The sequence below is a fragment of the Lacticaseibacillus jixianensis genome, from assembly GCF_003946485.1.
Taxonomy (GTDB): Bacteria; Bacillota; Bacilli; order Lactobacillales; family Lactobacillaceae; genus Lacticaseibacillus; species Lacticaseibacillus jixianensis.
Genome location: NZ_RHOJ01000008.1, coordinates 30099 through 44432, shown reverse-complemented (window position 1 = coordinate 44432; position 14334 = coordinate 30099). Strand labels below are relative to the sequence as shown.

Genomic DNA, 14334 nt, shown 5'->3' with positions numbered 1-14334 from the left:
TAGTCTAGCCCGCGTCATTGTCGGCGCACTTAGCCGACGAGGGCGCGGGCGTAACTAGCCGCTCGGGCGTTGTCGAGCCGAAACCCGATTACATTAAGGTGTGTAGGCTCGACGGTCTTAGCCCGATTACAGCAAGGTGCGTGATTCCGGGCCGCGCACGCAGCCTTGGTTGACTCGCTTGCAGGCGGGCGGCAAAGCCGCTGGGCCGCAAGGAATAGGGGTCAGCCTTCATTGACTCGAAAGTCATTGACCGGCCAGTCATGCGGCTTTACACTTGCCTCATCAATCAGGGAGGCGATGATGATGGCGGCAGTTTTAAGCATTGATCATCTGCAAAAACGCTTTGGCAAATTTGAGGCGTTGAAAGATATTACGTTTAGCATTGAGCCGGGCGAGGTGTTTGGCTTCATTGGCCCCAATGGTGCCGGCAAGTCGACCACGATCCGCACGCTGCTGGGGATCCTCCGGCCGACTGGCGGCCAGGCAACGATCTTTGGCCTTGACGCCTGGCGTGATGCCGTCAGTATTCACAAGCGCATCGCCTACGTGCCAGGGGATGTCAACCTCTGGCCGAACCTCAGCGGCGGCGAAGTGATCGATTTTCTGCTGCGGCTGAACGGCCAAACGCACACGCCACGCACAGACGAGCTGATCAAGCAGTTCGATCTGGACGCGACCAAAAAGGCGCGGACGTATTCCAAAGGTAATCGCCAAAAGGTGGCGCTGATCGCGGCGTTTTCCAGTCGTGCCGACTTGTACATCTTCGACGAGCCAACCAGCGGCCTGGATCCGCTGATGGAAGAGGTCTTCCAGCAGCAGGTCTTAGCCCTGAAGGCGGCGGGTAAGAGCGTCTTACTGTCTTCGCACATCCTCAGTGAGGTGGAGCGGATGTGCGACCGGATCGCCATCATTCGCCAAGGTGAGATCATCGAAGTGGGGACCCTGGCGGAGATGCGGCAGCTCAGCCGCAGCACCGTGCGCGCGGCGACCCAGCAGCCGCTTGCGGCCATTCAGGCGCTGCCGGCGGTGCACCAGTTTGAGGCGAAAACGCCGACTCAGGCGGTCTTTTCCGTTGACGCCGAGGCGATTGGCGACGTGGTGGCCGCCCTTAGTCGGCTGGGCATCACCCAGCTGACGACCACGCCGCCAACGCTGGAGGATCTCTTCTTGCGCTATTACAACCAAGAAGGTGGCAGTCATGACTAACCGGTATGCGAACACTTGGGCACTGGTGCGCCTCAACCTGCGCCACGACTGGCTGAAGATTGCCTTGTGGATCGCCGGGTTAGCCGGGCTGATGGCCAGTGCCGCCGCGAAGTTTGAGGGAATCTATGGCTCCCAGCACGCGATGGCCTCGATCGCCAAGACCCTGAAGACGCCGGCCATGGTTTCGCTCCTCGGGCCGTTCACCGCTAAGCCGCCGTACACCACGGCGGTGATCTACGGCGCGGAGATGATGGTCTTCATGGGCCTCTTTGCCGCGATGATGAACGTCTTCTTCGCCGTTCATGCCACCCGGGACGAGGAGGACACCGGGACCTCAGAGCTGATCTTGGCCCACGCGGTGGGGCGCCAAAGCCCACTGCTGGCGGCCATCATTGAGCTGATCGTCATTAACGGGGGCGCTGGCGTGCTGGAGGCGGTGGGCCTGCAAGCGGCGAACATGCCAGGCGCCAATGCGGCGGGCAGCTGGCTGTTCGGCCTGGGCCTTGGCGTCTTCGGATTCATGTTTGGGACCTTCGCGCTGCTGTTTGCGCAAGTCGCCAGCTCCGCGCGCACGGCCACTATTTTGAGTTACGCCTGGCTCGGGGTCCTCTTTGTCGCCCGGATGGGGACGGATGTGAAGGATCCGGATCTGACCTGGTGGACTATTTTCGGGTGGATCGAGAAGATGGCACTGTACACCGCTAACGTGTGGACGCCGGTGCTGATGATGGCGGGGCTGAGTGTGATCGTCTTGGCGATGACTGTGTCCGTCGCCGCACTGCGGGACATCGGCGCCGGCCTTGTTGAACCGCGGTCCGGGCGCCAGACCGGAAGCGCACTGCTGCGCGGGCCACTGATGCTGCTTGCCCGCCTAGAGCGCATGAGTACGACGATTTGGCTCATCGGGCTGTTCTTGCTCGGCGCCTCATACGGCTCAATTTTCGGCACCGTGGGCGATTTGGTGAAAACCAACCCGATGATGGCAAAGCTGCTGGGCAGCAGTGGGGTCAATGCGGCCAACCGAGCCGTCGTGATGGGACTGGCCAACACCTTGGTCGTGATCTTCGCGGTGGTGGCGGTCGTACCGGCGATTTCGACCCTGCTGCGGCTCAACAGCGACGAGCGTAAAAGTTACCTGGAGCTGCTGCACGCTGCGCCGGTCTCTAGGCTGCGGCTGTTTCTCAGCTTTGCGGCCCACGCCTTGGCGGTCGGCACCGCGGCCCTGGCGCTCGGGGTGCTGGGGATGGCGGTCGCCGGTAATGCGGCGATGAGCACCCCGATCAGTGTGGCGCGCTTCATGCGCGGGTTTGTTGGTTACTGGCCGGCTTTGCTCATCGTTTGCGGCGCGGCGGCAGTGCTGGCCGCGCTACTGCCGCGGCTGCAGGCCGTGATCTGGATCGTGCCAGTCTACGGCGTTTTATCCATGTTCCTTGGCCCAATGCTTGATTTTCCAAAGTGGGCGCAGCGCTTAACGCCGTTTGGCTGGGTCAATAAGGTGCCGCAGCACGCCGTGGCCTGGGGCCCCTTCGCGTGGATGACCGGCCTTGGGGTGGTGCTGTTTGTGGTCGCCTATCTGGGCTATCGGCGGCGCGACCTGACCATGAATTGAGGTGAGTCCATGCGCTCTTCTGAAAAAACCGGGCCGCGTGATCCAGCAAAAGTGGCCCGGATCCTTGCCGCCGCCATGCACGAATTCGCCGAGGAAGGCTACCGGGCGGCCAAGACCGAGGTGATCGCCCGGGCGGCACAAGTGTCTAAGGGGCTGGTGTTCCACTATTTTGGCAGCAAGGCCAACCTCTACTTGGCCGTTGCGCACTGGGTGTTTGACCGCTTAAACGCGGCAGCGGACTTTTCGGTGTGGCAAAATGCGCCAGACCTCAAGACCATGATCGGGCGGGCGCTGCGCTACAAGATCCAGTTGCAGCTCAAGTTCAAAGACGAGATGCGGTTTGGCATGACCCTCTACGGCGGCCACGATTTGCCCAAGGCGGTGCAGCCGCAGCTGCAGGCGCTGCTTCAAGCCGAGATGAAGATGGCCAGCACCGATCTGGTCACCCCGGTGCTGGCCCGGATGCCGCTGCGGCCGGACGTTTCGCCCGCGCTGGTCTTGGACTTGATTCAAGGCATGCTCAGCTTCGTTAGCGAAAAGGCGCAGCCGTTTTTGGACGCGCATCCGAACGCCCAAGTGGCGGACCTCAATTGGTTAGTGGACGAAGTGCTGCAGTACGTCGATGTGCTCGAACACGGGTTTTTGGCGTCATGAGCCAATGAAGAAGTCTTCCAGAAAATGGAAGACTTTTTTTGGTGGCGCTATACTAAGAGTGATCAACGCAGGAGGTGAGCACATGAAACTCGGATTCATTGGGACTGGCATCATGGGGACCGGGATCATCAAGAATCTGTTGAAAAGCGGCTATGACGTGACGGTGTATAACCGGACGCCGGCTCACGCGCAGGCGGTGCTTGACGATAATGCAAAGTGGGCGGACTCGCCGCGCGCGGTCGCCGCGGCCGCGGACGTGACGTTCACGATGGTGGGGTTTCCGCAGGACGTTGAGCAAGTCTACTTTGGGGCAAACGGGGTCCTGGCCGGAGCCAAATCCGGCAGCGTCGTGGTGGACATGACCACCAGCCAGCCGCGCCTGGCTGTCCGCATTGCGCAGGCTGCGGCCAAAGCGCAGGTGCGTGAACTGGACGCCCCGGTTTCAGGCGGCGACATCGGCGCCCAAAAGGGCACTTTGACCATCATGGTCGGCGGTGACCGCAGCGCGTACGATGAGCTGCAGAAGGTGTTTGCGGTGATGGGCAACACACGCCACTACTTCGGCCAAGCTGGTGCGGGGCAGCACGCCAAAATGGCCAATCAGATCATGATCGCTGGCACCATGACCGGCCTGGCTGAAATGCTGGTGTACGCCAAGGCGGCTGGCCTGGACCTGCAGACGGTGCTGGCCACAGTCGGCGAAGGCGGCGGCGCGAACTGGAGCCTCACCAACTACGGGCCGCGGATCCTGGCCGGGGACTATACGCCGGGCTTTTTCATTAAGCACTTCGTCAAAGACCTGCGCATTGCGTTAGAAGAGGCGGACCGCATGGGGCTGGCGCTGCCCGCGACTGAGCAGGCCAAGGCGCTTTATGAGGAGCTGCTTGATGCTGGCCAAGGTGATCTGGGGACGCAGGCGCTGATCACCCGTTATCCGGGGTGGCAGAAGTGACGCTGCGGCGGTGCGACTGGTAAAATGATCAAGAACGGCTAATCAACTTTCAAAGGAGAATATCATGTCTGACTTTAACAAAATGAGTGACACGTACACGTTGCAAAACGGGGTCAAGATCCCCATCGTGGGCTTTGGCACCTGGCAGACGCCGGATGGCGAAGTCGCCAAGCACAGCGTTGAAGTGGCCATCGCGGCGGGGTATCGGCACATTGACACCGCGGCCATGTACCAAAACGAGGACAGCGTTGGCGAGGGCATTAAAGCGGGGCTAGCTGCCACTGGACTGAGCCGCGATGAGCTGTTCGTCACGACCAAGCTCAACAACAATGCGCACAGCTTTGACTTGGTCCAAAAGGCCATTGACGACTCCTTGCGCAAACTGGGGCTCGATCACGTGGACCTGTACCTGATCCACTGGCCGAACCCAGTGGCCTTCCGCGACTCCTACCCGGACAGCCTGAAGGACACCTGGCGCGGCATGGAGCAGGTCTACAAGGATGGTAAAGCGCGGGCCATCGGGATCTCTAACTTCCGGCAGGCGCACCTCGATGCGATCTTGGCGGACGCCACGGTCGCCCCGATGGTCAACCAGGTCTTCTTGAACCCGTCCGATCTCCAGCCGGCGGTGACTAAGATGAACACCGATCACCACATCTTAAATGAAGCATACAGCCCACTGGGCACCGGCAAACTGCTGGGCGATCCGCAGCTGGCCGCCATTGCCGCCAAGTATCACAAGGGCGTGGCCCAGGTGCTGCTGCGCTGGTCGCTGCAACACGGCTTCCTGCCGCTGGCCAAGTCGGTCCATGATGAGCGCATTAAGGAAAACACTGAACTGTTCGACTTCAGCATCGATGACGGCGACATGAAGGCGCTCGATGGCATGCGGGGCATTGCCGGTTTGGCAACCGACCCGGACACCACCAATTTTTAAATAATACACGCAAGCGGGAGCTGGCCAAGTGGCCGGGGCCCGTTTTTTCGTGGGGCGGTCAAGTCAAAACGGGCCGGCCCGCGCTTGGGGCGGAAAGCAGTCGGAAAATAGCCTATAATTGGGCCAAGATGGACCATGAAGGGAGCCGGCTATGTTTTTCTTCATCAATCAAAACATGCACGCGGAAAAGTCTGGGATCGAGCACGCCGAACTCAAGCGGCTGGCGTTGTTCAATGCTCACCGCGAGCCCTGCCGGCTGGTGATTCGCGACTGGGACCCGATGCTGCACGTGAACACGCGGGCGGCGGGGGTCCAGGACGCGCAGGTGATCAGTCTGTTTGATTACTATCAGCGGGCCGAGGCGGTATCCGAACAAGCGGTGTCGCTGGCCGACCTTGATTTCGGCGCCGGCCCGTTGACGCGCACAATGGAACCAGAAAAGCAGCGCGCCCTTTTGAGCGCGGCCGGCCGGCTGGTGGCGCGCGTCAACTTCTGGCCGGGAACGCGGCAGGTCCACTCGACCGAGCAATTTGACGACTTTGGCAACCTTTACTTAGTCGAGCAGTACGACCGCCGCGGGTTTGTCAGCCTGCAGCAGTGGTACACGCCGGATAATCACATTGGCATGGAGACATGGCTGACGCCGGATGGCCTGCCGGTGCTGGAAAAATACCGCCGCAGTGATGCGGGCGGTCACCACCTGGCGAGCTGGCGGCTGACCGACCGGCGCGGCCAAGTCTTTCAGTTTGCCTCGCTTGAGGCGCTGACCCAGCATTTTCTCGATGACCTGAACGCGGCCTATTGGGATGAAGCGCGGCCCAACGTGTTTGTGCTGGACCGCGCGGAGCTTGCCGAGTGGGGCATCACGCGCCTGCGCCGCCCGGCCTACACCGTGCTGTATCTGCACAACGCCCACACGGCTAACGCTCAAGACCCTGCCGCCCCGCTGCTCAACAATCATTACGAGTTCGCCCTAAACGACCTGGATGCCTTTGACGCGGTGGTGGCGGCGACGGCAAAGCAGACCCGCGATGTCGTGGCCCGCTTTGCCGCCCGCGCCGCGGCCTTCACGATTCCGGTGGGCATCGTGGCGGAGCGCCAGCTCACCGCGCCTCGCGTGCCGGTGGCGCAGCGGCAGTTTGGTAAAATCGTCGCGTTTGCCCGCATCGCCTGGGAAAAGCACCTTGATGACCTAGTGCGCGCGGTGGCCATCGTGCACCGCCGCGTGCCTCAGGTGACCCTGGATCTATACGGGTACGCCGATGCGGCCGACGACTATCAAGCGCGCCGCGCCGTCGAGGCGGTGATCGCCGCAGAACACTTGGAAGCCGTGGTGCACCTTAAAGGTTACACCACTCACATCGATCAGGTGGAGAACCAGGCAATGCTGTTTGGGGTGACCTCCCGGATGGAAGGCTTCAACTTGGCGGTGATGGAGGCCATCGCTCACGGGCTGATCGCGTTTACCTATGACGTGAACTACGGCCCCAACGAGATCGTGCAAGACGGCGTCAACGGCCGGGTGGTGCCCGCCGGTGATTACCAGGCGCTGGCAGCGGCCATGATCGCGGTCCTTCAAGATCCGGCCCTGGCGCAGCGCTATTCGACCGGGGCGTACGCGTCGGCCCGGCGCTTTGCCCCGGCCGCCGTGTGGACCCAGTGGCAGCAGCTGATCCAAGATGCGCAGGCCCACTGGCCGGCCAAGCTGGTCGCTTCGCGGTTTCGCCAGCCGAAGGACCAGCCGAAGGACCAGCCGAAGGACCAGCCGAAGGAGGACCGGCCATGAACTATTTCATCAGTGAAAATATATTCGCCTTAAACTCCGGCACCGAGCACGCCCAGGCGCGGCGCGTAAAGGTCTTCGCCGCGCTGCCGGGCGAGGCGGCCCTTTACGTGACGCGTAACTACAACCGGTTTTTGGACCGCGACCGGCAGACGCTGGGGCTGCGGCAAGACCAGGTCCTGAACATGTACGATTACTTCCAGCAGGCGACGCGGTTCCCCCGCCGTGAGCAGCCGCTGCGAGGACTTGCGCAAATCCCGCTGGCAGCCTACAAGATCCAGGGCTTTGGTCCGAACTACTCACTGCTTTTGGCAAACGGAGAGCCGCTGGCCCGCGCGAACATCATGCCGGGCACGGTGGGGTTAGTGGGCGACATTAATTACCAGGATCGCAGTGGGCACCTGTTGGTCCGCGAGAATTTTGACTGGCGCGGCTTCAAGTCGTCGGTCGATTATTTCCATCCCCAAGGAGCCCGGGCGCGAACCGTTTACCTGGATCCGGCCGGCAAGCCGAAGCTGGTGGTGGTGTGCATGAACCGCGGCGGGCAAGTCGCGCCGACGTTAGTGCAGCTGCTTGACTACCACGGCAAGAACTACCGGTTTGCAAGCGAAGACGAGCTGTTCCAGTTTTTCCTGGACCAGCTGGTGGCAAAAGACCCCCAGGCGCGGTTGTTCTGCGAACGGCGCAGCCTTGATCGCGTGGTGGGGGCGGTGGCGGCCAAGCAGAAGTGGGTCGTCTTCCACGACGCGCACGCCGTCCAGGGCCAGCTGCTCGCCGCCTACCGCGCGGTCTTGACTGAGCATCCCGAGCAGTTCACCGGCGTGCTGGTGGCGACCAAGGCGCAGCAGGCGGCCTTGATGCAGCAGTACCCGCGCGTGCAAGCGGTGGTGGTGCCCGACACTGCAGCAGTGCCGGTCAGGGCGCCGCTCGCTGACGCCCCGCGGCCAGGGCACGTGCTGATCATGGTCGGCCGCTTGGCGCCGGAGAAGGGGGTCGAGGCTGCGCTGCGCATTTTCGCCCGGGTCCGAGCCGCTGTGCCAGACGCGACTCTCGTGCTGCGCGGTTACGCCCAAAGCGCGGCGTACTTGACGCAGCTGAAGCAGCAGGCCGCCGCGCTTAAAGTGGCGGCGGCGGTGACCTTTGCCCCGTACGTCACCGGGTCAAAGCTGACGCAGACCTATGCCGGCGCGCACGTTTTGCTGGCGCCTTCGCGCCATGAGGGGCTGGGGATGCAGTTGATCGAGGCGCTGAGTGCCGGCACCCCGGTCATTGCCTACGACTGCGAGTTTGGGCCGGCCAGTGTGGTTTCACCAGGCGTCAATGGCGACCTGGTGCGGCCCGGCGCTGAGGCGGACGCAGCGGCAAAGGTGATCAAGCTCCTGCGTTCGCCGATCCTGTGGCGCCAGTTGCACCGCGGCGCGCTGGCGACGGCTAGCCGCTATCGCCCGGCCGAGGTGGGCAAGCAGTGGCAAGCCTTCCTGAAGGCGCATCCGGTGGTCTAAGGGGCTTGGCCGCTGGGCGCGGGCGACCTGGTGAAAAGGGTTTCCAACGCCTGGCCAGCTCGCTATACTGAAGGCATCGTGGGAAAAAGGAGACCGGTTGCATGTTGTCTGCACATTCTAACGAGGAAGACAGTTCTGTTGCGGAGCTCGCCTTCTTTCTCGTTTTTTCGATCTTACTCAATGGGTTTGGTAATGGCCTGACGGTCTGCATGAACCTGGGGTCGGCGCTTTGGACGGCCTCGGCGGTCAACCTGAGCCACACCCTGCACTGGTCGCTACTGGTCGTGCTGCTGGTCGAAGGGGTGGCAGTCACGGGGACCAACGTTTTATTTCTCGGCCGCTTCCAGTGGCGGCGCGTGTTAGGCAACTTGATTTACATGTTCCTGTTTGCGTACGTGGTGGCCTTTTTCGCCGATGTCCTAGCGCTGACCCCGATCACGCACTGGCCGCTGGCCGTCCGCGTCGCGTTGGACATTTTCGGGTTGGCCTGCATTGGCGTGGCGATCTCGGTGTACCAGCGGGTCAACGTGATCATGCACCCCAACGATGACTTTATGCAGATCATTCGCTTCAAGTGGCTGCATGGCCGCGCGGGGGTCGCGCAGCCCGTGTCCTTCATCCCGCCGATCATGATCAGCCTGCTTTGCTTTGCGGTCACCCGCCAGCTGTACGCGATTAACATCGGCACCCTGTTTTCGCTGACGTGCCAGGGCTTTGTGATCGGCGCAGCGGACCGGCTGGTTTTTCCCAAGTTGAAGCACCGGCATTTGGACGTTTAGCGATTGCTTATGCAGTCGCTTTTTTGGAAGGGGAACGACATGGAAAATATCAACCTAACGCCGGCGGCAGTGAGCTTTGACCACGCTGGCCACCACTATGAACTGACGGCGGTCAACGACCACCTCGTGCACCTGCTGGCCTATGCCGGCGAGCGGCCGGCGCACCCGACCGTTGCCAGCCAGTTAAAGCTCGCAAAACACGCCGACGAAACGGTGGCTACGGGCGGCACGGGGCAGCGCTACGACGCGCCACTGGTCATCAACCAGGGCCGCCGCGACTTCGACGAGGTCCGGGCGCCGCTAGCGCTGCAGCTGGGGCAGTACCGCCTGGTGCTGGCCGCGGCCACCGAGCGCCTGAGGGCAGTCGGCAGTGCTGAGCCGTTCACGCTGGCCTTGCCGACTTTTGACGCGGCCGGCTGGACCCAAGTCGTGCGGACCGCGAGCGATGCGGCCTTTTTTGGCGGCGGCACCCAAAACGGGATCGTCGCGCTGACCGATCGGATCATCAAGATCGCAAACGAGAACGTGTGGACGCAGGGCGGGGTCACCAGTCCGGTGCCATTTTTCTGGAGCACGGCTGGGTTTGGCCTGCTGGCCAACACCTTCACTCCCGGCGAGTATGATTTCTCCAACCTGCACCACGGGGTGCGCATTCACCACGCCGATCCGGTCTTTGACGTCTATCTTATCTTAGGGGCCACCCCGCAGGCCCTGATCCACGGCTATCACGAGCTGACGGGCGCGCCGAACCTGCTGCCGTGGGCCAGCTATTACCCGACCCACCTTAACGCTTACAATCGTGATTACTGGGTCAAGGTCACGGCGGATTCGGCCGGCAGCGTTGAGATGCTGCCGGGGCAATTCTACAAGGAGTACCAGCCAATCGCCAAGGAGTCGTTCAATACCGCAAAGCGGCCGGGCACGATCACCGTGCAGGGCCAGCAACTGGTGCCCAACGTTTACGGGTCAGGACGCGTGACTTTTTTGGCTGCCGGGCCGGATGGCATGCCCAAACAGGCGATCCACGAAAGCCTCAATGGGGAGCACGACCCGGCATTTTCCGCGCGGACGGCGGTCCTGCGCTACCAGCAGGCGGGGATGCCGCTGGGGACGATTTACCCCAACGATGGCTACGGGGCCGGCTATGGGCAGACGGCCTCTTTTGACGGCGACCTCGCCAATCTGGCGGCCTTTGTGCGCTGGGCAAAGCAACAAGGGGTCCGCACCGGGCTGTGGACGCAAAAGGGGCTGACGCCGGCAAACCCTGCGCGGCCGCGAAAAGGGGAGCGGGATTTTGCCCGTGAGCTGGCCGCCGGGGTCCTGGCCGCAAAAACGGACGTGGCCTGGGTCGGTGAAGGCTACACGTTTGGCCTGAACGCCACGGAACGGGTGGGCGCGCTAATGCGCCAGCGGGGGCTGCGGCCGGATCTGCTCACCGTCGACGGGTGGGCCGGCACGCAGCGCAGTGCCACGGTGTGGTCCGGTGATCAGGCCGGCAGCCACTGGGCTAATTTGCGGGCGCACATCGGCACCTACCTGAGCACAGGCCTGTCGGGTAATCCCAACGTGACCGCCGACGTGGATGGCATTTATGCCGGCACCGACCCCGTGATCTACGTGCGGGACCTGGAGTGGAAGACTTTCACCGCGAGCTTTTTGGCGATGGACGGCTGGGGTGAGCGGCCCAAGCAGCTGGGGCTGCAGTTTGGCCAGCCCTACGCCGACCTTTGCCGGGCCTTCGTGCGCTACCATGTGGCCCTGATCCCCTATCTGTACACGCTGGCTCACCAGGCACAGGTCAGCGGGGCGCCGCTCGTGCGGCCGACTTTTTGGCAGGAGCAAAGCCCATACACGCTGGGCCGTGCGCTGGACGATCAGTTTGCGCTGGGCGATGCCTTCCTGGTCGCGCCCATCATGGACGCGTACCGGCTGCAGCCAGACGGCAGCGATTGGCGGCCAAGCCTCTACTTGCCTGCGGGCCAGTGGTTTGACTTCTGGACCAATGCGCAGCTGACTGGGGGCCGCACCTATGCCGACGTGAAAACGCCGCTGGCGCAGCTGCCGGTGTTCGTCAAAGCCGGCAGCATTATCGTCTTACAGCAGCCGGCGCTAACGCCGCAAGCGGAAAAGCCGGACCGCGTGATCGCGTACTACCCAGGCCAGAATGGGCAGCTGACTTGGTACCAAGACGACGGCGCCAGCCTCAGCTATCAGCAGGGGGCCTACGCGACCAGAGTGATCGCGGGCCAAACGCGTGGCCGCGAGATCACAGTGACGATCCACCCCCAGCGCGGGGCCTATGCGGGCAGTGAGCAGCCGCAGCCGCTGGCGCTGTTTGTCCCGCTGACCGAAGCGCCAGTTGAGGTGGCTGCCGCGGTCTTGGGCAAGGGGCGGCCGGTGCAGGTGACAGTCGGCCCGCGCCTTGGCGATCCCCTGGCCGCGGCGCGGACGCAAACTGGGGTCACGGTGGCGCTGGGCGACTGCCGCACGCTGACGGAGCCACTGACCGTGGTGATCCGCCTGAAGGAGCCATTGGCTGAAGGGTAAGCAGGCGGCCGCCACCCAAAAACGGACTGTCATCTTCTGATGACAGCCCGTTTTTGTGCGGTCAGGAGGTGTTAAGCGAGGTCCTCACCGTTTGATTTGATCACTTTTGCATACCAGTCGTAAGAGTCCTTGGGGATGCGCTTCAAGCTGCCATTGCCCCAGTCGTCGCGGTCCACGTAAACCAGGCCGTAACGCTTCTTCATTTCACCGGTGCCGTTGGACACGAGGTCGATCGCGCTCCACAAGGCGTAGCCAATCAGGTCCACGCCGTCCTCGGTGATGGCGTCCTTCATCGACTGCACGGCGTAGCGCAGGTAGTTGATGCGGTAATCGTCGTGCACTTTGCCGTCTGCCGCAATCTCATCGGCCCAGCCTAGCCCGTTTTCAACGATGAACAGCGGCTTGTGGTAGCGGTGCCAGAGGTTGTTCAGCGCGAGGCGCAGGACGGCGGGGTCAGTGGCCCAGCCCCAGGCGTTGGTCTCGAGGTACGGATTCTTCACCGTGCCGCCGCCCAGGTTGCCCTGGGCATTTTCATTACGGGTGGGGTCCGCGGTGACGACCGAGGAGGTGTAGCAAGAGAAGCTGAGAAAATCGGCCGGGTACTGTTTGAGCAGTGCATAGTCCTCAGGCGTGTCCGCTAGCTTGATGCCGGCGCGCTGGTACTGGATCAGCCGCGCCTTGGGGTATTCACCGCCGGCCTGCACGTCGGCGTAGAAGAGGCCGCGCTCCATGTTCAGCATGGCCGCGACTTGGTCCTTGGGGTTGCAGGTCTCGGCGTACACCGGCTGATAGGCTAGCATCATGCCGACCTGAATGCCGCTGCCGATCTGGTGCGCCGCCCGCACGGCCTTCGCTGAGGCTACGAACTGATTGTGCGCGCCCTGTGCCCGGTTTTGCGGGGTCGGGTCAGTCAGCCCGCCGCCAAGGTATGGCGCTTCGTCCATCGCGTTGATCTCATTGAAGGTCGTGTAGTAGTGGACCTTCCCGGCGTAGCGCTTGAAGACGACGGTCGCGTACTTTTCGAATAGATCGATCAGCCGCCGGTCCTGCCAGCCGCCGTACTTTTGAACCAGGGCCAGCGGGGTGTCGTAGTGCTGCAGGGTGATGCAAGGCTCGATGTGGTGCTGAACGCACAGGTCGATCACCTTGTCGTAGAAGGCCAGCCCCGCTTCGTTGGGCGCCTTTTCCTCGCCGGTGGGAAAGATCCGGCTCCAGGCGATCGAAAAGCGGAAGGTCGTAAAGCCGATCTTGGCCAGCAGTTCGATGTCCTCTTGGTAGTGGTGATAAAAATCGGTGCCGCCGTGGCTCGGGTAGTAATAGTCTGGCAGGACTGCTGGCGTGGCGTCTTTAGGCACGGCAAAGTCGGCGCCCCACACCATCGGTGAATACCCGGTCGTCCCGTCCGCTTTTCGCCAAGTCACTTTGCGCGGTTCAGTGTTTGAACCGTTGGTCGTGACGTCGACGGCGGTCAGCCCTTTGCCGCCCTCGTCAAAGCCGCCTTCGTACTGGTTAGCGGCAGTGGCGCCGCCCCACAAAAATCCCTTCGGAAAACTCATGGTGAACCTCCATTTGATGTAGTTGTTCCTACAAATTTATTAACCGTTTTCATTGTACCAAACTACCGCGGTCAGGGTCAGCACCTGTCACTTTTTGGGACCAGTACCATTTTGGTGACAAAGCGGCGGTCGAAGCTAGGCGGCGCCGCGGCGGCCGGGTATACTAGGGCTAGAGCAAATGGGAGGTGGGCCAATGGCCAAGGCAATTGGCGAAATGAAAATCGCGCAGATCTATCAGTTGTACCTGCAAAAAGTGACGCGCAAGGGCCGCAGCCAGGCGGAGCTGGACGCGGTGCTGGGCTGGCTGACGAACCTGCCGGCAGCCGCCCTGCACACTTTGGCGCCTGCCGAGACCGTCCAAGCGTTCTGCGGGCGGGTCCAGTGGCCGCAGGCGGCGGCGCAGATCACTGGCGTCGTGTGCGGCGTCCGGGTGGAAGCGGTGGCCGACCCGCTGATGCGCCGCGTGCGCCAGATGGACAAGGTGGTCGACGAGCTGGCGAAAGGCAAAGCCGTGGCCAAAATTATTCGCCAGCCGGTGGCCCCGTGATGGACCCGATCACCAGTTTTCTGGGTGAAGATCGCGCGGCGCTGACGTTCTACACGGGGCTGGTGCCCAGTCATCGGCGGCGTCACCGGGAGCAGGTGGCGGCCGCGCGATGATGCTTTTTTTGCGGTGCTTGGGCCAAAAGAAGCCATCCTCCAGCTGCGGTTGTGCAGGCTGAAGGATGGCTTCTTAAGCGTTAAATTGGCAGGCGGCCTCAGGCCAGGGATCGCTGCCTAGGCGTGTGGCCGCTGATGACCAGTGACGG

The 14334-nt window shown here is 62.5% G+C and carries 11 protein-coding genes; 10 read left to right on the top strand and 1 reads right to left on the bottom strand.

Annotation, left to right across the window (positions count from 1 at the left end):
- Nucleotides 1-300 precede the first annotated feature (300 nt).
- The 9 genes from EKM85_RS05245 (at nucleotide 301) to EKM85_RS05205 (ending at nucleotide 11969) form a co-directional block, all read left to right on the top strand.
- Nucleotides 301-1206, top strand: a complete 906-nt coding sequence (locus tag EKM85_RS05245) for an ABC transporter ATP-binding protein (RefSeq protein WP_164510672.1) — start codon at nucleotides 301-303, stop codon at nucleotides 1204-1206.
- Nucleotides 1199-2815, top strand: a complete 1617-nt coding sequence (locus EKM85_RS05240; protein WP_125585225.1) for an ABC transporter permease — start codon at nucleotides 1199-1201, stop codon at nucleotides 2813-2815. Before EKM85_RS05245 ends, EKM85_RS05240 begins: the two co-directional genes overlap by 8 nt.
- Nucleotides 2816-2824: 9 nt before the next feature.
- Entirely contained in the window at nucleotides 2825-3469 is a 645-nt protein-coding gene (locus EKM85_RS05235) for a TetR/AcrR family transcriptional regulator (RefSeq protein WP_125585224.1), read from the top strand.
- Between the two features lie 82 nt (nucleotides 3470-3551).
- On the top strand, nucleotides 3552-4421 hold the full coding sequence (locus EKM85_RS05230) for an NAD(P)-dependent oxidoreductase (RefSeq protein WP_125585223.1): 870 nt from the start codon (nucleotides 3552-3554) through the stop codon (nucleotides 4419-4421).
- Nucleotides 4422-4485: 64 nt separating this feature from the next.
- On the top strand, nucleotides 4486-5358 hold the full coding sequence (locus tag EKM85_RS05225) for an aldo/keto reductase (RefSeq protein ID WP_125585222.1): 873 nt from the start codon (nucleotides 4486-4488) through the stop codon (nucleotides 5356-5358).
- 151 nt (nucleotides 5359-5509) lie between these two features.
- Nucleotides 5510-7144 carry a glycosyltransferase gene (locus EKM85_RS05220; protein ID WP_125585221.1) on the top strand — a complete coding sequence of 545 codons (1635 nt, stop codon included), beginning with the start codon at nucleotides 5510-5512 and terminating at the stop codon, nucleotides 7142-7144.
- Nucleotides 7141-8643 (top strand): glycosyltransferase, encoded by a 1503-nt coding sequence (locus tag EKM85_RS05215; RefSeq protein ID WP_125585220.1) that lies wholly within the window; start codon nucleotides 7141-7143, stop codon nucleotides 8641-8643. The genes EKM85_RS05220 and EKM85_RS05215 overlap by 4 nt, the downstream gene beginning before the upstream one ends.
- Nucleotides 8644-8744: 101 nt before the next feature.
- Nucleotides 8745-9422 carry a hypothetical protein gene (locus EKM85_RS05210; protein ID WP_125585219.1) on the top strand — a complete coding sequence of 226 codons (678 nt, stop codon included), beginning with the start codon at nucleotides 8745-8747 and terminating at the stop codon, nucleotides 9420-9422.
- 39 nt (nucleotides 9423-9461) lie between these two features.
- Nucleotides 9462-11969, top strand: coding sequence for a TIM-barrel domain-containing protein (locus tag EKM85_RS05205; protein WP_164510671.1), 2508 nt, complete (start codon nucleotides 9462-9464; stop codon nucleotides 11967-11969).
- A gap of 71 nt (nucleotides 11970-12040) precedes the next feature.
- On the opposite strand, the gene EKM85_RS05200 is transcribed toward EKM85_RS05205, so the two are convergent.
- On the bottom strand, nucleotides 12041-13525 hold the full coding sequence (locus EKM85_RS05200) for a glycoside hydrolase family 1 protein (RefSeq protein WP_125585217.1): 1485 nt from the start codon (nucleotides 13523-13525) through the stop codon (nucleotides 12041-12043).
- A gap of 193 nt (nucleotides 13526-13718) precedes the next feature.
- Here EKM85_RS05200 and EKM85_RS05195 point away from each other — a divergent pair, with 193 nt between their 5' ends.
- The gene (locus EKM85_RS05195) at nucleotides 13719-14072 is read left to right on the top strand and encodes a DUF2200 family protein (RefSeq protein ID WP_125585216.1); all 354 of its coding nucleotides are present in this window, start codon (nucleotides 13719-13721) and stop codon (nucleotides 14070-14072) included.
- Nucleotides 14073-14334 lie beyond the last annotated feature (262 nt).